Genomic DNA, 15,986 nt, shown 5'->3' on the forward strand with positions numbered 1-15,986 from the left:
GTTTCTCCGCAATCTAGAGACGGCGTCCGCCGTCGACGTACACGGTCTGTCCGGTGACGAAGCCGGCGTCGTCGGAGGCGAGGAACGCCACCACGTTCGCGATGTCGGCGGGCACGCCGACCCGTCGCAGCGGGGTGATCTCGGCGGTCTTCGCCTGCAAATCCTCGGCACTCACGCCCATCCGCGCCGCGGTGGCCGCGGTCATCTCGGTGGCGATGAAGCCGGGGGCGACCGCGTTGACGCGAATCCCGAACGGGCCGAGTTCCATGGCGAGGGTGCGGGTCAGGCCCTGGATGCCCGCTTTGGCCGCCGCGTAGTTGGCCTGGCCGCGATTGCCGAGCGCCGAGACGCTCGAGGTGTTGACGATGGCGCCGCCACCGTTGTCCACCATGTGCTTCTGCGCGGCCTTGCTGCACAGGAACGCGCCGCGCAGGTGCACCGCCATGACGGTGTCCCAGTCCTCGACCGACATCTTGAACAGCAGGTTGTCGCGCAGCACGCCCGCGTTGTTCACCAGCACGTCGAGCGAGCCGAGATCGGCCACGGTACGCGCGACGGCGTCGGCCACCTGCGCCTCGTCGGCGACGTCGCAACCGAGGCCGATCGCGGTGCCGCCTGCCGCGTTGATCTTCCCGGCGGCCAGCACGGCAGCGTCGGTGTCGAGATCGACGACGGCCACGGCGAATCCGTTGTCGGCCAGGCGGGCGGCGGTGGCCGCGCCGATGCCGCGAGCCGCCCCGGTGACGAAGGCTGTTCTGTGGGTCATGGGTCGTACTCCTGTGTCAGACAATGGCGTTCACGCCGGTGAGGGCGCGCCCGATGAGCAGTTTCTGGATCTGGGTGGTGCCCTCGTAGAGAGTCAGTACGCGCGCGTCACGCAGATACTTGGCGACGGGGTATTCGTCGATGTAGCCGTAGCCGCCGAACACCTGGATCGCGTTGTTGGCAGCCGAGACCGCGGCTTCGGAGGCGAACAGCTTCGCCATCGACGCGGCGGTGCCGAAGGCTTGCCCGCGGCCGGCGAGATCGGCCGCGCGCCAGGCGAGCAGCCGGGCGGCGTCGGTCGCGACGGCGATATCGGACAGCAGCTCCTGGACCAGCTGGTAACCGGCGATCGGCTTGCCGAACTGTTCGCGCTCACCGGCATAGCGCACCGCGGCTTCGAGGCAGGCCCGGGCCACGCCGACGCACCCGGACGCGACCCCGATGCGGCCCTTGTCGAGCGCGGACATCGCGATCCGGAAGCCCTGCCCCTCCTCGCCGAGGCGCAGCGCGTCGGGCACCCGGACGCGATCGAGGACGAATTCGGCGGTGGCCTGGCCACGCAGCCCGAGCTTGCCCTTGATCTCGGTCCGGCCGAAGCCCGCCGCGTCCGTCGGCACCACGAACGCGGTGACCCCCTTGGGGCCGGGCCCGCCGGTCCGCGCGAACACCAGCGCGTGATCGGCCCAGGTCCCGTTGGTGATGAAGATCTTGGTGCCGGACAGAACCCAGTCCGACCCGTCGCGGACGGCGCGGGCGTCCAGATTCGCCGCGTCGGAGCCGGTGCCGGGTTCGGTCAGCGCGAAACAGCCGAGCTGTTCACCCGCGCAGATCCCGGGCAGGAATCGCTGCTTCTGCTCCTCGGTGCCGTAGGCGGCGATCGACTTGCCGAACAGCCCGAGCGAGACCGACACGATGCCGCGCACCGCGCTGTCACCGCGGCCGAGCTCCTCGAGCAGCAGGCAGTAGTCGAAGGTGTCGCCGCCGGAGCCACCGTAGTGCTCGGCGATCCCGATGCCCAGGAAACCGAGAGCGCCGAGTTTGCCGACGATCGCCGGGTCCACCGATTCGTCGCGATCCCACTGCGCGGCATACGGCACGACTTCCTTGTCCACCCACGTTCGGGCGAGTTCACGCAGGTCGGACTGCGCGGGGGTGAGCTGGAAATCCACGGAACCACTCCTGAACCAAACGGCGTTAGGTTTACTCGGGCACCGTATCCTAACGCTGTTCGGTTAATCAAGAGTCATTTTCGGCATCGGTGATACCGTTCGATTCCCGACGAGAGAGGAAGTACCGCATGGCGAGGCCGCGCGTTCCGCTGTTGAGCCGCGAGCGCATTCGCGACGCCGCGCTGGTCCTGATCGACCGCGACGGGCTCGCCGAAGTCTCCATGCGCAAATTGGGCGCCGAACTCGGCGTGCAGGCCGCCTCGCTCTACGGCCACTACCCGAACAAGGACGACCTGTTCGACGACATCGCCACCGGCATCATGAGCCACGTCGACACCTCGGCCTTCGACTCCATGAGCTGGGATCGCGCACTCGCGGACTGGGCGCGCAGCTATCGCGGCGCGCTGGCCACCCACCCGAACTTCGTGCCGTACCTGGCCACCGGCCCGGGCCGCCGAGCCGAGAACCTGCGCGCCGCCGACGCCGTACACGGCGGTCTGGTCGGTGCGGGCTGGCCACCGCGCTACGCCACCATGATCGGCGCGGCCACCCGCTACCTGGTCATGGGTTCGACGGTGGGCTCGTTCGCCGGCGGCTTCGCCGACGACGTGCAGGTCTACCGCGACCGCTACCCGCACCTGAATCAGGCACACCTGCTGCGGGCGATCGCCGACGAAATCGATGACGACAGCTTCGAATTGGCGCTCACCGCGTTCATCGCCGGCCTCACCGCCACCTACGCGACCGTCGTCACCGCGGACTGAGCCTGCCCACACACAACAAAACCGGTGGCGCCTACGCGATCGCTCCCATGCGCCACCGGTTCTGTTGTCGGTCCCCCCGTCTGAGGGGTTCGCCTACATCGAGGCGATCAGCCGGTCGACGCGTTCGTCGACCGATCGGAACGGATCCTTGCACAGCACCGTGCGCTGCGCCTGATCGTTCAGCTTGAGGTGCACCCAGTCGACGGTGAAGTCGCGGCCGGCTTCCTGCGCGGCGGTGATGAAGTCACCACGCAGCTTGGCTCGCGTCGTCTGCGGCGGGGTGTCCACGGCGGCATCGACGGCGTCGTCCTCGGTGATCCGCTTGGCCAGACCCTTGCGCTGGAGCAGGTCGAAGACCCCGCGACCACGCTTGATGTCGTGGTAGGCCAGATCCAGCTGGGCGATCTTGGGATCCGACATCTCCATGCTGTAGCGGTCCTGGTAGCGCTGGAACAGCTTGCGCTTGATCACCCAGTCGATCTCGGTGTCGACCTTGGCGAAGTCCTGTGCCTCGACCGCGTCGAGCGTGCGACCCCACAGATCCACCACCGCGTCGACCTGCGGATCGCGATCGCGGTTGCGCAGGTGCTCGACGGCGCGGGCGTAGTACTCGCGCTGGATCTCCAGGGCACTGGCCTGGCGCCCGCCGGCCAGGCGCACGGGACGGCGACCGGTGAGATCGTGGCTGACCTCGCGAATGGCCCGTATCGGGTTGTCGAGCGCGAAATCGCGGAACGACACCCCTGCCTCGATCATCTCCAGCACCAGCGAGGCGGTACCGACCTTGAGCATGGTGGTCGGTTCGGCCATGTTGGAGTCACCGACGATCACGTGCAGGCGCCGGTACTTCTCGGCGTCGGCGTGCGGCTCGTCGCGGGTGTTGATGATCGGGCGCGAGCGGGTGGTCGCCGAGGAGACGCCCTCCCAGATGTGCTCGGCGCGCTGCGACAGGCAGAACGTGGCCGCCTTCGGCGTCTGCAGCACCTTGCCCGCGCCACAGATGAGCTGGCGGGTGACCAGGAACGGGAGCAGCACATCCGAGATCCGGGAGAACTCGCCCGCCCGGACCACGAGGAAGTTCTCGTGGCAGCCGTAGGAGTTGCCCGCGGAGTCGGTGTTGTTCTTGAACAGGTAGATGTCGCCGCCGATGCCTTCTTCGGCGAGGCGCTGTTCGGCGTCTATGAGCAGGTCCTCCAGCACCCGCTCGCCGGCCCGGTCGTGGGTGACCAACTGGACCAGGCTGTCGCATTCGGCGGTGGCGTACTCGGGATGCGATCCGACGTCGAGGTACAACCTGGCACCGTTGCGAAGGAAGACATTGGAGCTACGGCCCCAGGACACCACCCGGCGGAACAAGTACCGGGCTACCTCGTCGGGGGACAGCCGACGGTGACCGTGGAAGGTGCATGTCACACCGAACTCGGTCTCGATCCCCATGATTCGTCGCTGCACACTATCGACAGTACAGCCATGACCAGTGCCCGCGCGGCGCTCCTGACATCCCATTCGCATACGTGTTCACAACGATTCGGACAGCGAACGACCTCCGCGCACACGACGAGATCGGGCCTGCGAACCGGTGCGATTCGCAGGCCCGATCATGATCGTGACGGTGGGTTATTTCCCCGCGTCGTCGTCGGGTTCTGGCAGCTTCGCCTCTTTGACCGGCTTGGGCTTGGACTTCGACGCGGCCAGCGCCGACTCCAGGGCGGGGCCCTGCAGCCTGCGGAACGCCCGGCGCGGCCGCTGCTGCTCGAGTGTGGCCACCTCGAGGGAGGCCTCACCGAGCGAACGCTTGTCCTTGTCGGCTTCGGGCTGACCGGCCAGCAGTGCGCCGATCGCCACCTTCAACGCGTCGTCCAGGGACAGACCCGGCTTGTAGGTGGCTTTGAGCTGGGTCAGGATCGGCTCGGTGGTGCCGCCCATGACGACGTACTCGCGTTCGTCGACGATGGACCCGTCGAAGGTGATCCGGTACAGCACCGAGGTCGGTGACTGTTCGGGATAACCCACCTCGGCGACGCAGATCTCCACCTCGTAGGGCTTGAGCTGATCGGTGAAGATCGACCCGAGGGTCTGCGCGTACAGGTTGGCCAGTCCACGCCCGGTGACATCGCGCCGGTCGTACTGGTAACCCTTGAGGTCGGCCTGCAAGATGCCGCCGCGGCGCAGAGCCTCGAACTCGTTGTACTTGCCGACCGCGGAGAATCCGACGCGGTCGTAGAGCTCGCTGACCTTGTGCAACGTCGCCGAGGGGTTCTCGGCGACGAACAGCACGCCGTCGGCGTAGACCAGCACGATCACGCTGCGACCGCGACCGATGCCCTTGCGGGCGAGCTCGGTCTTGTCGCGCATGATCTGCTCGGCCGAGGCGTAATACGGCAGCGTCATAGGACGGCGCCCCCTTCTTCCGCGGCTTCCCGGTCGGCGATCACACCGCGGGCGATCTCGGCGAGACGATCCTCACCGATCTCGTCCGCACCGTCGGCGTCGATCACCACCGCTGTCGGGTAGATCCCGCGCAGCATGTCGGGACCACCGGTGGCGGTGTCGTCGTCTGCGGCGTCGAACAGTGATTCCACCGCGATCCGCAGCGCCCGGTCCTGGTCGATGCCGCGCTGGTAGAGCTTCTTCAGCGACGACTTCGCGAACGTCGAACCGGAGCCGACGGCGGTGTAGCCGAACCGCTCCTCGCTACGCCCGCCGACCACGTCGTAGGACACGATGCGGCCGGACCGGTCGGGGTCGAGGATCTGGTCGTCGAAACCGACCAGCAGCGGGATCGCTGCCAGGCCCTGCATGGCGGCAGGCAGGTTGTCGCGAACCATTTTCGACAGCTTGTTGGCTTTACCGTCGAAGGTGAGCGGCACGCCTTCGATCTTCTCGTAGTACTCCAGCTCCACGGCGAACAGCCGCACCATCTCGATCGCGATGCCCGCGGTACCGGCGATACCCGCGGCCGAGAAGGTGTCGGTGATGTACACCTTCTCGGTGTCGCGGCTGGCGAGCAGGTTGCCCATGGTGGCCCTGCGGTCGCCCGCGATCAGCACGCCGCCACGGTAGGTGACCGCGACGATGGTGGTGCCGTGCGGCGCCAGATCCTTCGTCGCGGTCAGATCCGAGATCGGGAACCTGTTGGCGGGCAACAGGTCCGGAGCGTGCATGCGGAGATGTTCGGTGAACGAGGAGAGAGCCCGCCCCGCGTGGAGGCGCAAGGGGTCACCTGGGGTCACTGGCCGCCCTTCTGCACATATGCCCGCACGAAGTCTTCGGCGTTCTCTTCGAGCACGTCATCGATCTCATCGAGCAAGTCGTCGGTTTCCTCCGCCAGCTTCTCGCGGCGTTCCTGCCCTGCCGCGTCTACGCCCTCGGGGCCCTCGTCCTCGTCGCCACCCCCGGCGCGCTTGGTCTGCTCTTGTGCCATGGCAGCCGACCTCCTCTTCCTCATCACGATGATCGTGTGTGTCCCACAACCCTACCGAGCGGATCCGACAAGGTGGTCGATAGCGATCGGATTGTCGCGCAGTCGACCCCTCGATCGCGTCAGTGGGTGAGCTGCTCGACCAGCTCCGCGGCCGTGCGCGAGGCATCGAGCAGCCTGCCGACGTGCGCTTTCGTGCCCCGGCGCGGTTCCAGCGTCGGAATCCGGACCAGCGAATCACCACCGAGATCGAAGATCACCGAATCCCAACTGGCGGCGGCGATATCGGCGCCGAAGCGTCGCAGGCACTCACCGCGGAAGTAGGCGCGGGTGTCGGTGGGCGGGTTGGTCATCGCGTCGAGCACCTGCTGTTCGCTGACGAGCCGCTGCATCGACCCGCGGGCGACCAGGCGGTTGTAGAGCCCCTTGTCCAGGCGAACGTCGGAGTACTGCAGGTCCATCAGGTGCAGTTTGGGCGCGGCCCAGCCCAGGCCTTCCCTGGTGCGCATGCCCTCGAGCAGTCGCAGTTTGGCCGGCCAGTCGAGCAGGTGCGCGGCGTCCATCGGATCGCGCTCGAGCAGGTCCAGGACCATCGCCCACTTGTCGATGATGTCGAGCACGCGCGGGTCTTCGTTGGCTTCGCGCTGGACGAACTTGGCCACGCGCTCGTGGTAGAGCCGTTGCAGCGCAAGGCCGGTCAGCTCGCGCCCGTCGGCCAGCGCGACGGTGGCGCGCAGCGTCGGGTCGTGGCTGATCTGGTGCACGGCGGTGACCGGGCGGGCCAGCTGGAACTCCGAGAGGTCCTCGCCCGCCTCGATCATGTCGAGCACCAGCGCGGTGGTGCCGACCTTGAGGTAGGTCGACATCTCGGCGAGGTTGGCGTCACCGATGATCACGTGCAGCCGCCGGTACTTGTCGGCGTCGGCGTGCGGCTCGTCGCGGGTGTTGATGATGCCGCGTTTGAGCGTGGTCTCCAGGCCGACCTCGACCTCGATGTAGTCGGCACGCTGGGACAGCTGGAAACCGGCGTGGTCACCCGATTGCCCGATGCCGACCCGGCCCGCGCCACAGATCACCTGACGGGAGACGAAGAACGGGGTCAGTCCGGCGATGATGTGGCTGAAGGGGGTGTCGCGGCTCATCAGGTAGTTCTCGTGGGTGCCGTAGGACGCGCCCTTGCCGTCGACATTGTTCTTGTACAGCTGCAGCCGGGGCGCCCCCGGCACGCTGGAGGCGTGCCGGGCGGCCGCCTCCATCACCCGCTCGCCCGCTTTGTCCCAGATCACCGCGTCGAGCGGGTCGACGACCTCGGGGGCGGAGTACTCCGGGTGGGCGTGGTCGACGTAGAGCCGGGCGCCGTTGGTGAGGATCATGTTGGCCGCGCCGACCTCGTCGGCGTCGATGACCGGGGCGGGCCCGCTCATCCGGCTGAGGTCGAAACCACGCGCGTCACGCAGCGGGGATTCGACCTCGTAGTCCCAGCGGGTGCGCTTGGCTCGCGGCACTCCCGCGGCGGCGGCATAGGCGAGAACGGCCTGCGTGGAGGTGAGGATCGGGTTGGCCGTCGGCTCCGTGGGGGTCGAGATGCCGTATTCGACCTCGATTCCGATGATGCGCTGCATACCGTCGAGCCTAGGCGACGTGCTGTACCCGCACCCGCATCTCGGCCCAGCGGGGCTGCTGGAGGCCGGTCACCTCCCCCAAGAGGGGGACCCCGGAATCGTTCTCGTGAGCGATCCGCCGGGCCGCTCACGCGCTGATACTCGGTGCATGACCGATGCCGTCGCACCCCCCACCGAAGCGCCCGTCGCGCCCCGGCCCGCTCGCCTGATCGCGCTGGATGTGCTGCGCGGCATCGCGATCCTGGGCACCCTCGGCACCAATATCTGGATCTTCACCAATTCGGCGGGCATGGTCGGCTACTTGGACGAGCTCGCCGCGGCCCCCGAGAACGCCTGGATGTGGTCCGAGCGGGTGCTGCAGCAACTCGCCCAGGGCAAGTTCCTGGGCCTGCTGACGGTGATGTTCGGGATCGGCCTGGCCATCCAGCAGGGTTCGGCCCAGCGGGCGGGTCGGCCGTGGCCCGGCAGATATCCCTACCGCGCGGGGCTGCTGTTCCTCGACGGCCTGCTGAACTTTCTGCTCGTGGCGGAGTTCGATGTCCTGATGGGTTACGCGATGACCGGCCTCGTCGTCGCCTACATCCTCGCGACAACCGAACGAGCGCAACGCCGTTGGCTGATCATCGCCGCCTCGGTCCACGTGACGATGTTGACGTCGATAGCCGCCGCGTTGGCCTTCGCGCCACAGCAGGACAGCACCGAGTCGGCGCCGCTGGATCCCAATCCCTACGCGGACGGCTCCTTCTGGGATCTGGTGCTGTTCCGCCTCGACCACGCGCTGATCTTCCGGCTCGAGGCGATCTTCGTGTTCCCGATGTCGATCGCGCTGTTCCTGCTCGGCGCGCGCCTGTTCCGGGCGGGCGTCTTCCGGCCCGAGGGCGCGCGCATTCGACGGCGGCTCATGGTGGTCGGGTTCGCGATCGCCGCCCCGCTGGATCTGACACTCGGCCTCGCGGGCGGCGGCGACTTCATCTTCGTCGCGCGGTACGCGACGGCACCGTTCGTCGCCCTCGGAATCTTGGCCGCGGTCGCCGAGTTCTACCTGCGCAAACCACGCCTCGGGTTCGCGGGCACCCGGCTGAGCGAAGTCGGCCGCACCGCGCTCAGCTGCTACATCCTGCAGAATCTGATCGCCGGTTTCCTCTGCTACGGCTGGGGTCTCGGGCTGGCGGCGCGGGTACCGGATTCAGCCAAGGCGCCGTTCACGGTGGCGATCTACCTGGTCGTGGCCGTCGCGATCATCCTCTTCGCGCACCTGTGGTTGCGTCGTTTCGAGCGCGGTCCCGTGGAGTGGCTGTGGAATCGAACCTATCGCGCGCTGGCCGGTTGAGTCAGCGCAGCCGCTCGTCGGGCGGCGGGGCCGCGTCCGGCGCGATGAGCAGGTCGGCGATCAGCGAATCCCGTTGCAGCGGAACTCCGAGACTGCGGGCATTGCCCTCGAACAGCGACAGCACCGACTCGGTCAGAATGCCCTGCACCTGCTCGGTGGTGAGCACCGGCTCCGGGTCCGCACGCCAACTCGCCACCACACCGTCGACGAGGCCGACCATGCCGAACGCCATCGGCCGCCCGCGCGCCGGGTCGATGCCGAAGCGGGCCAGGGTGGCCGCGAAGATGTCGGCGAGCTGTCCACCCACCGCACGGCCCGCGCCGCTGAGACTCGGCGCGCCCTGCGGTGCCGCATCGCCGAGAAAGCGATGCAGATTCGGGTGGCGCTCGATCCAGCCGAGATAGGTGCCGATGGCGCCGCGCACGGCGTCTTTGAGTGCGCCGTCGGACTGCAGCGCGGGTAGCAACTCCGCGAGCAGCAACTCCAGGATCCGCTGCCGCGCGAGTGCGTCGAGTTCGGCCCGGCCACCGACATGGCGGTAGACCACCGGTCGTGGCAGCGCCAGATGCTCGGCGATCAGCTGCACCGAGATCTCGAGACCGTGTTGCTCGATCACCTCGATGGCGGCGTCGATCATCTCCGCGCGACGGCGCTCTTTGTGCCCGTGCCAGCGGGTGGCGCGACCGTCGGCGGCGGTCTGATCGGCGTGCGCGGATGGGGCAGTCACAGTGCTAACGATACCCGTGCCGACATTGACCGTGACACCGCGTTCCACTAACCTTGGTGATACACGCTGTAACACCAAGCGTGGCACGTTCCGCCGAGAGTGAGCCCGCGATGCGCAACGTTACCGCCTCCCCGCGCGATTCCTTCGCCCAGCGCCTGCTGATCGGCTCGCTGCGAAGAACCTACGACCCGGTGGTCGACATCGCCTGGGAGCAACCCCTCGACCCGGCGAAGCTGTTCCTGCCACCGCGCGTCATCTCGCTCTACGGGACCGACCTGTGGGCGGCGATGACGTTCGACCAGCAGCGGGAACTCTCGCGCCAGGAACTGGCCAATGTGCTCTCGGTCGGCATCTGGTTCGAGAACCTGCTCAACCGGCTGCTGCTGCGTGAGCTGCTGCGCGGCGATCCCACGTCCGCGACCTCGCACTACACGCTCACCGAGATGGCCGACGAGTGCAGGCACATGATGATGTTCGGCAAACTCATCGAGCGCATCGAGGCCCGCCCCTACTGGCCGCGTCCGGCGGCGCGGCTCGCGATCACCGCGCTACCCGCCGTGCTGCGCGGCCCGATGGTGTGGGTGGCGGCCCTGGTCGGTGAGGAGATCTTCGACGCCCTGCAGCGACGGATGCTCGACGATCCGCAGTTGCAGCCGATCGTCGCGCGCGCCATGCGCATCCACGTCACCGAGGAGGCACGCCACATCGGCTTCGCCAGGGACGCGCTGGCCCGGCGCGTGCCCGCGATGTCGGCGGGCGAGCGGGCCTATGTCCGCCTGTGTGTGGCAGTGGCCGGACCGCTGTTCGTGTCACTGATCACCAACCGGCACATCTACATTCGCGCCGGACTCGACGGTCGACAGGCACGTGGCGCGGCACTTCGCAATCCGGTCGCGCGGGAATCCAGGGCGACCGGAGCGGCGGAACTGGTGACGTTCCTGGGTCAGCACGGACTGATCGGATCGGCCGGACGCAGGCGGTGGCGGGCGGTGGGTCTGCTGTGAGCGTCGCTGTCATCGGGACCGAATCCCGGGCGATCGTGCGGCGGCTGCGAGCGGCCGGAATCGCCGAAGTAAGTGTCTACGAACCGGTTTCAGCGGGCGAGGCGTCCCGATCTCCGGTCGGCAGACAGCGCCGGACACCATGGACGGCACCGCGCAGATGGCTGTCTCGCGATGATCGGCCGGTCCCCCGGCGGCTGGTCGATATCAGCGAACTCGTTTTCGACGAGAACGGGGACCACTGGCTGATCCACTCGGCCGGGAACGAGCCCGCCCAGGCGAGGGTGGTGATTCTGGCCGCCGACACCACCCGGCGGCTCCGGGTCGGCGCCGCATCGGAATCCACATACCGTCCCGTCGGCGCCCTGCCCGAGACACCGTCCGGCGTCCGACTGCCGGTGACGGGACGTGCGGCCCGCACGCTCGACGCGGCGTGGTCGCACGCTCCGGTCACCTTTCGCGGGATCGCGACCCATGGCTTCCCGAACCTGTTCTTCGTCGGCAGTACCGAACCCGCCGTCGAGGAACCGCGGGTCGCCCAGTCGGCCCGAGTCGATCTCATCGCCACCTGGGTCCGCGCTCTGCAGCGGCAATCAGGCACCCGGATCGAAGTGCGCGCCAGCACCCAGCACGAATACCACCGGAGGCTCGATCCGTCCTCGAACACACGTCGCCCGGGCCGCCCAAAACCCCACCATTTCGACATCACCGTCGCCGCCGACCGGCACTCGGATCACGACTACGCCGGGCCTGCCGTCCTGGATCTACCCGGCGCCGAATATCCCGTCATCGCCACCCTCACCGGCCACATCGACCCGATCGACGGCCGCTACCACTGGTACGGCCGCCTCGACCCCGCCGAGTCCACCGCGCTCCCCGAACCGACGCGAGCCTCCGCCCTGCTCGTCGTGCCCGGTCGCGCACCCGCGGCAGCGAACCTCACCGAACGCGACCCGTGGGGCAATCTCCGCGTTACCGGCATCGGCACCCCGCCCTTCGCGCTCGAGGCATAGCCGCGACCCTCCTCCGTCGAGTCAGCCACCGACCTCGACCCGGTGTGCATTGCCGGGCGGTGAACGGCCCCCCACTCGGCGTGCGGGCACCGCCGCCCTGCACCGTCGGTATGCTCGGTGACATGCAGGCACGGGCGATGGTGATGGCGTACGCGGTTCTCGCGTGCGTGCTGCCCGCCTTCGTGCTCATCTCCACACCGGGCGGCGAGGCCACCCGCATGCTCGCGTTCGGTGCGGTCGCCGCCGCGATGGTGTGTGCGCTGGTCGCGGTCACCGGTCGCAGTCACCTGCCGGTCCGGGTCGCGAGTGTGGGTCCGCCGCGGTCGGCACAGCGCCGCCTGCGCGGTTCCTTTCTGCGACAGAGCAATCCGGATTCCGCCGGTCGTCCACGTCCACGAGCTCCGGGGATCGATCACCTCTGACAGGTGCCGCGCCATCGGCGCCGCCTGTCGGATCTCGTGATCCCACTCCCCCTTTCGTGCGTTCGCGCACGCTGCACGGACAGGTCGTCCCGTCATGCTCGATTTCGTCTATTTTCCCGTGTCCGCGGTCCTGTGGTGCTGGCACCAGCTCTTCGCCATCCCGCTCGGCGCGGCCAGTGGTCTGGCCTGGCTTCTCGCCGTCGTCGCGCTGGTCGTCACCGTCCGCGCGTTGCTCGTGCGCACCGCGCTCCGGCAAGCCCGCTCCCAGCAAGTTCTGCGTTCGCTGCAACCGCAGATGGACGCCATTCGCCGCACCCACCGCGACGATCCGCGCGCCCAGGCCGAGAAGATCCGGCTGCTCCAGCGCGAGCACAACGTCAGCATGTTCGCCGGGTTCGTACCGCTGATCGCGCAGGGGCTGGTCTTCCTCGGCCTGTTCCACGTGTTGCGCTCGTTCGACCGGACCGGCGCCTACGCGGTCGGCCCGTTCACCTCGACGGACAGCCCGCTGTCGGTCGAGGTGAACAACGCCACCGCCAACTACCTGTTCGGCGCGCCCGAGGTCCGTGCGTTCCTCGACGCCAGATTGTTCGGCGCACCGCTGTCGGCGACCCTGTCCGGCGCGGGTGAGGTTGTCGTCGCGGTCGCGGCGCTCGCCATCCCGCTGGTGCTGATCGCCGCTCTCGCCACGCACTTCACGGCCCGGCTCATCCCGGCGGTCGCGGACAACAGCACGGCCGCGATCATGCGCACCTTGTCGCTGTGGGTGTTCCCGGCGGGTGCGCTCATCAGCGGCGCCGTCCTGCCTGTCGTCGTGCTCACCTATTTCGCCACCAACGCGCTGTGGACCTGCGGCCAGCAGTACCTGATCCGGCGCACTCTCGCCGCCGAGGAATCCGCGAAGAAGGCGCTGGTCGCCACGGCGGCCCGAGCCGCCGCTCCGCGACCGGGGGTGAAGCCCCAGCGCCGGAAACGATGAATCACGGGCCGAGACGCGGGGATGTAACTCCCCGCACTCGCGGCCGATCGACCGCGCGCCGGTCAGCGCTTCCGGCGGTTACCCTCGGGCGGTGTCAGCGAATCCGGAAGACGAACTGCTCGCCGTCTACGACGCCGAGGGGCTGGTGATCGGCGAGGCCGATCGAGGCACCGTCTACCGCGACGGCCTGTGGCACGCGAGCGCGGGCGTTCTCGTGCGATCGTCCGACGGAACCCGCGTGTACGTCCACCGGCGCACCGACACCAAACTCGTCTTCGCGGGCATGCACGACTGCCTCGCGGGCGGGGTGGTCGACGCCGGTGAGAACCCGTCCGACACCGCGATCCGCGAACTTCGCGAGGAGCTGGGCATCGCCGTCCCCGCCGGCACGGTACTTCCGTTGCGCGCCACCGCGTCCTGGGACGGCGACTGGGCGGGTCGCGCGCTGCGTTGCCACCTGTTCGGTTACGAGTACCGCTGCGACGGTCCGTTCGTCCACCAGCCGTCCGAGATCGCGGACGGCTGGTGGTGGACCGATGCCGAACTGCGTGCGCACCTGCGTGATCCGGCGTGGCCGTTCGTTCCCGACACGCGAGCGGTCCTGGACGGTCTGCTCATCGGAGACGACGGCGCGCGGCCCTGACTCAGTCGAGCGCGCGCAGCGATTCCTCGTCGCGCGCCACCACCGCGCCGCCGTCGGCGGTGAGCACGATGGGCCGCTGGATCAGTTGCGGATGCTGTGCCAACGCGTTCAGCCACCGGTCCCGGTCGGCCTCGGTGCGCCCCCATTCCGCCATTCCGAGATCCTTGGCGATCTGCTCGCCGGTGCGGGTGATATCCCAGGGCTGCGCACCCAGCCGCGTGAGCACCGCCCGCAGTTCCTCGACGGTCGGGGGATCATCGAGGTAGCGGCGCACGGTGTATTCCACGCCGGCCGCGTCGAGGTGCGCGGTGGCGTTGCGGCTCTTCGTGCAGCGCGGGTTGTGCCAGATCTCGGTCTGCCCAGATGTCATCTTCGCAGCGTAGGTCACCTGTACTGCGGGCACGCTCGCACGTGGCGATACTGGGATCATGAGCGATTCCGCGTCTCCCGAAAACCCTTACGGCACACCGACGACCACCGGCCCCGAGCCGATCCGCTCCTTTCAGTCCCAGCTCAATACCCTCATCCGCGGCCTGCTGAAGGTGCCGGTGCTGTCCGGCATCGTCGGCAAACGGCTGGCCACCCTGCATGTGGTCGGCCGCAGATCCGGCGCCGTCTACGACGTCCCGGTGGCCTACACCGTGCACGGCGGCGACTTGCTGATCGGCACGGCGCTGCGGCCGTGGGTGAAGAATCTCCAGGGCGGCGCGCAGGTGCGCCTGTCGCGTGGCGGGGCACCCGAAACCTTCACCGCCACCGTGTACACCGACGAACAGCACGTTCTGGAGCTGTTCGCGGTGATCGCGCGCGACAACGAGCAGAACGCGAAGTTCAACGGCATCGGCTACCTCCCCGACGGCGAACCGTCCAAGGCCGACATCTACCAGACCTGGCAGCAGGGCGGTGTGGTCATCGGCCTGACTCCGCGCTGAACGCACGGCGACGGTCCATCGGCCGTGCGATGGACCGTCGCGCGTGGGTGAACTACTTACCGCCCTCGGTCGGGGTGACCTGCGCGGGCTGGTAGCTCGCGCCCGTCACGTCCACCCCCGCGGCCTTCAATCGGTCCAGCGCCTTGGTGACGTACTCGGTGGTGTAGGCGTCGGCATCGGGGTTTTTGGTGAGAACCGTTGCGCCCTCCGCGTTCTTAGTGTTCTTGGCGATCGAGACCGTGCGATCCCATGCGGTCTTGTCGAGGGTGCCGATGCCCGCGGGTGAGGGCCAGATCAGCTTGTTCACCTCGTTGATCTGCCACTGCTGATGCCCGGCGCCGAGCGTGGCACCCGCGGCGACGGTGATGTCGCGGCACTTGTCGAGGTTGTCGCGGCAGAACGCCCAGCCCTGGAGCGAGGCGGTCAGGAACTTCACTGTCTGATCCTGGTACTTGCTGTCCTTCAGCTTCTCGGTGTTGGCCCACAGCGCGTCCTGCAGCATGGCCACACCTTCGTCGTTCCAGTCGATGGTGGTGAAATCGTCTGCGGTGTAGAGCTTTCCGGTGGCCGGATTCTTGGTTTCGAGCAGCTGAGCGTACTCGTTGTAGGACATGGCCTGAGCGGCGGCGATGTCCTTGGCGAGGAAGGCGTTCATGTCGAACTGCTGCTGGACCAGTTTCACGTCCTTGGCCGGGTCGATGCCCGCCTTGGTCATCCCGGCGAAGAGCTCGAATTCGTTGCCGTAGCCCCAGTTTCCGACGGTCTTGCCCCGCAGTGCGGCGGGCCCGGCGATGTTCTCGGACTTGAACGAGACCTGCTTGGTGCCCGATTTCTGGAAGATCTGAGCGATCTCGGTGATCCCGGCGCCCGCCTCCCGCGACGCGAGGGCCTTGGGTACCCAGGCCACCGCGTAGTCGGCCTGGCCCTGGGCGAGCACCGTCTGGGGGACGATGTCGGTGCCGCCGTCGAGGATCTCCACCGACAGACCCTGTTCCTTGTAGAAGCCCTGGTCCACCGCGGCCAGGTAGCCCGCGAACTGCCCCTGTTTGAACCATTGCAGCTGCAGGGTCACCTTGGTGAGGCCGTCGGCGGTGGTCTCGGAGCCACTGTCGGTGGTACTACAGCCGGTCAGCGCGGCGGCGGCCACGGCGGCCAGCGCCAGCGCGGTGCGCAACCGGAGTGCGGTCTCGGTCATGGA

18 protein-coding genes are annotated in these 15,986 nt (G+C 68.2%); 8 read left to right on the top strand and 10 right to left on the bottom strand.

All coding sequences use genetic code 11. The features are described from left to right. Nucleotides 1-13: 13 nt before the first annotated feature. Nucleotides 14-766 carry a 3-oxoacyl-ACP reductase FabG gene (gene fabG / locus ACWFRF_RS06640; RefSeq protein ID WP_452449133.1) on the bottom strand — a complete coding sequence of 251 codons (753 nt, stop codon included), beginning with the start codon at nt 764-766 and terminating at the stop codon, nt 14-16. Between the two features lie 16 nt (nt 767-782). After that, nucleotides 783-1,934 carry an acyl-CoA dehydrogenase family protein gene (locus ACWFRF_RS06645; RefSeq protein ID WP_452449134.1) on the bottom strand — a complete coding sequence of 384 codons (1,152 nt, stop codon included), beginning with the start codon at nt 1,932-1,934 and terminating at the stop codon, nt 783-785. A gap of 128 nt (nt 1,935-2,062) precedes the next feature. On the opposite strand from ACWFRF_RS06645, the gene ACWFRF_RS06650 reads away from it, so the two are divergent. After that, nucleotides 2,063-2,698 carry a TetR/AcrR family transcriptional regulator gene (locus tag ACWFRF_RS06650; protein ID WP_378988079.1) on the top strand — a complete coding sequence of 212 codons (636 nt, stop codon included), beginning with the start codon at nt 2,063-2,065 and terminating at the stop codon, nt 2,696-2,698. Nucleotides 2,699-2,791: 93 nt separating this feature from the next. Here the strand turns inward: ACWFRF_RS06650 and pafA are convergent, their stop codons facing one another. The 5 genes from pafA to dop all read right to left on the bottom strand — a co-directional run bounded on the left by pafA (nt 2,792) and on the right by dop (nt 7,741). Further along, complete coding sequence (gene pafA, locus ACWFRF_RS06655; protein WP_194824832.1) at nt 2,792-4,150, bottom strand: Pup--protein ligase; 1,359 nt, start codon at nt 4,148-4,150, stop codon at nt 2,792-2,794. A gap of 165 nt (nt 4,151-4,315) precedes the next feature. After that, on the bottom strand, nt 4,316-5,089 hold the full coding sequence (gene prcA / locus ACWFRF_RS06660) for a proteasome subunit alpha (protein WP_301901013.1): 774 nt from the start codon (nt 5,087-5,089) through the stop codon (nt 4,316-4,318). Then, nucleotides 5,086-5,931, bottom strand: a complete 846-nt coding sequence (prcB, locus tag ACWFRF_RS06665; RefSeq protein WP_378988084.1) for a proteasome subunit beta — start codon at nt 5,929-5,931, stop codon at nt 5,086-5,088. The genes prcA and prcB overlap by 4 nt, the downstream gene beginning before the upstream one ends. After that, nucleotides 5,928-6,122 (bottom strand): ubiquitin-like protein Pup, encoded by a 195-nt coding sequence (locus ACWFRF_RS06670; protein WP_019047503.1) that lies wholly within the window; start codon nt 6,120-6,122, stop codon nt 5,928-5,930. Before ACWFRF_RS06670 ends, prcB begins: the two co-directional genes overlap by 4 nt. Nucleotides 6,123-6,241: 119 nt before the next feature. Beyond that, a complete protein-coding gene (gene dop / locus ACWFRF_RS06675) occupies nt 6,242-7,741 on the bottom strand; it encodes a depupylase/deamidase Dop (RefSeq protein ID WP_378988087.1) in 1,500 nt (499 codons plus the stop codon). 148 nt (nt 7,742-7,889) lie between these two features. On the opposite strand from dop, the gene ACWFRF_RS06680 reads away from it, so the two are divergent. Next, complete coding sequence (locus ACWFRF_RS06680; RefSeq protein ID WP_452449135.1) at nt 7,890-9,071, top strand: DUF418 domain-containing protein; 1,182 nt, start codon at nt 7,890-7,892, stop codon at nt 9,069-9,071. A gap of 1 nt (nt 9,072) precedes the next feature. Here ACWFRF_RS06680 and ACWFRF_RS06685 read toward each other — a convergent pair whose 3' ends face one another. Further along, on the bottom strand, nt 9,073-9,798 hold the full coding sequence (locus ACWFRF_RS06685) for a TetR/AcrR family transcriptional regulator (RefSeq protein WP_378988093.1): 726 nt from the start codon (nt 9,796-9,798) through the stop codon (nt 9,073-9,075). Nucleotides 9,799-9,908: 110 nt separating this feature from the next. Between ACWFRF_RS06685 and ACWFRF_RS06690 the strand changes: the two genes are divergently transcribed. The 5 genes from ACWFRF_RS06690 (at nt 9,909) to ACWFRF_RS06710 (ending at nt 13,856) form a co-directional block, all read left to right on the top strand. Then, nucleotides 9,909-10,802, top strand: coding sequence for an AurF N-oxygenase family protein (locus ACWFRF_RS06690; RefSeq protein WP_452449136.1), 894 nt, complete (start codon nt 9,909-9,911; stop codon nt 10,800-10,802). After that, complete coding sequence (locus ACWFRF_RS06695; protein ID WP_452449137.1) at nt 10,799-11,812, top strand: DUF4873 domain-containing protein; 1,014 nt, start codon at nt 10,799-10,801, stop codon at nt 11,810-11,812. Before ACWFRF_RS06690 ends, ACWFRF_RS06695 begins: the two co-directional genes overlap by 4 nt. A 122-nt stretch (nt 11,813-11,934) precedes the next feature. Continuing rightward, nucleotides 11,935-12,234, top strand: a complete 300-nt coding sequence (locus tag ACWFRF_RS06700) for a DUF6412 domain-containing protein (RefSeq protein WP_379315386.1) — start codon at nt 11,935-11,937, stop codon at nt 12,232-12,234. A 94-nt stretch (nt 12,235-12,328) separates the two neighbouring features. After that, entirely contained in the window at nt 12,329-13,213 is an 885-nt protein-coding gene (gene yidC / locus ACWFRF_RS06705) for a membrane protein insertase YidC (RefSeq protein WP_452449138.1), read from the top strand. Nucleotides 13,214-13,304: 91 nt separating this feature from the next. After that, the gene (locus tag ACWFRF_RS06710) at nt 13,305-13,856 is read left to right on the top strand and encodes an NUDIX hydrolase (protein WP_378988108.1); all 552 of its coding nucleotides are present in this window, start codon (nt 13,305-13,307) and stop codon (nt 13,854-13,856) included. A 1-nt stretch (nt 13,857) separates the two neighbouring features. On the opposite strand, the gene ACWFRF_RS06715 is transcribed toward ACWFRF_RS06710, so the two are convergent. After that, a complete protein-coding gene (locus ACWFRF_RS06715) occupies nt 13,858-14,226 on the bottom strand; it encodes an arsenate reductase family protein (protein ID WP_452449139.1) in 369 nt (122 codons plus the stop codon). A gap of 58 nt (nt 14,227-14,284) precedes the next feature. Between ACWFRF_RS06715 and ACWFRF_RS06720 the strand changes: the two genes are divergently transcribed. Next, on the top strand, nt 14,285-14,788 hold the full coding sequence (locus ACWFRF_RS06720; RefSeq protein WP_379313818.1) for a nitroreductase/quinone reductase family protein: 504 nt from the start codon (nt 14,285-14,287) through the stop codon (nt 14,786-14,788). Between the two features lie 52 nt (nt 14,789-14,840). On the opposite strand, the gene ACWFRF_RS06725 is transcribed toward ACWFRF_RS06720, so the two are convergent. Next, nucleotides 14,841-15,983, bottom strand: coding sequence for an ABC transporter substrate-binding protein (locus ACWFRF_RS06725; RefSeq protein WP_452449140.1), 1,143 nt, complete (start codon nt 15,981-15,983; stop codon nt 14,841-14,843). Between the last annotated feature and the right edge of the window lie 3 nt (nt 15,984-15,986).

Source organism: Nocardia sp. NPDC055165 (assembly GCF_053606985.1).

Excerpts from the sequence above, each read along its gene's own strand:
- ACWFRF_RS06650 (WP_378988079.1), top strand. The coding sequence starts at position 2,063 with ATGGCGAGGCCGCGCGTTCCGCTGTTGAGCCGCGAGCGCATTCGCGAC.
- ACWFRF_RS06670 (WP_019047503.1), bottom strand. The coding sequence starts at position 6,122 with ATGGCACAAGAGCAGACCAAGCGCGCCGGGGGTGGCGACGAGGACGAG.
- yidC (WP_452449138.1), top strand. The coding sequence starts at position 12,329 with ATGCTCGATTTCGTCTATTTTCCCGTGTCCGCGGTCCTGTGGTGCTGG.
- ACWFRF_RS06680 (WP_452449135.1), top strand. The coding sequence starts at position 7,890 with ATGACCGATGCCGTCGCACCCCCCACCGAAGCGCCCGTCGCGCCCCGG.
- ACWFRF_RS06715 (WP_452449139.1), bottom strand. The coding sequence starts at position 14,226 with ATGACATCTGGGCAGACCGAGATCTGGCACAACCCGCGCTGCACGAAG.
- ACWFRF_RS06690 (WP_452449136.1), top strand. The coding sequence starts at position 9,909 with ATGCGCAACGTTACCGCCTCCCCGCGCGATTCCTTCGCCCAGCGCCTG.
- ACWFRF_RS06700 (WP_379315386.1), top strand. The coding sequence starts at position 11,935 with ATGCAGGCACGGGCGATGGTGATGGCGTACGCGGTTCTCGCGTGCGTG.
- prcA (WP_301901013.1), bottom strand. The coding sequence starts at position 5,089 with ATGACGCTGCCGTATTACGCCTCGGCCGAGCAGATCATGCGCGACAAG.
- dop (WP_378988087.1), bottom strand. The coding sequence starts at position 7,741 with ATGCAGCGCATCATCGGAATCGAGGTCGAATACGGCATCTCGACCCCC.
- ACWFRF_RS06720 (WP_379313818.1), top strand. The coding sequence starts at position 14,285 with ATGAGCGATTCCGCGTCTCCCGAAAACCCTTACGGCACACCGACGACC.
- ACWFRF_RS06725 (WP_452449140.1), bottom strand. The coding sequence starts at position 15,983 with ATGACCGAGACCGCACTCCGGTTGCGCACCGCGCTGGCGCTGGCCGCC.
- fabG (WP_452449133.1), bottom strand. The coding sequence starts at position 766 with ATGACCCACAGAACAGCCTTCGTCACCGGGGCGGCTCGCGGCATCGGC.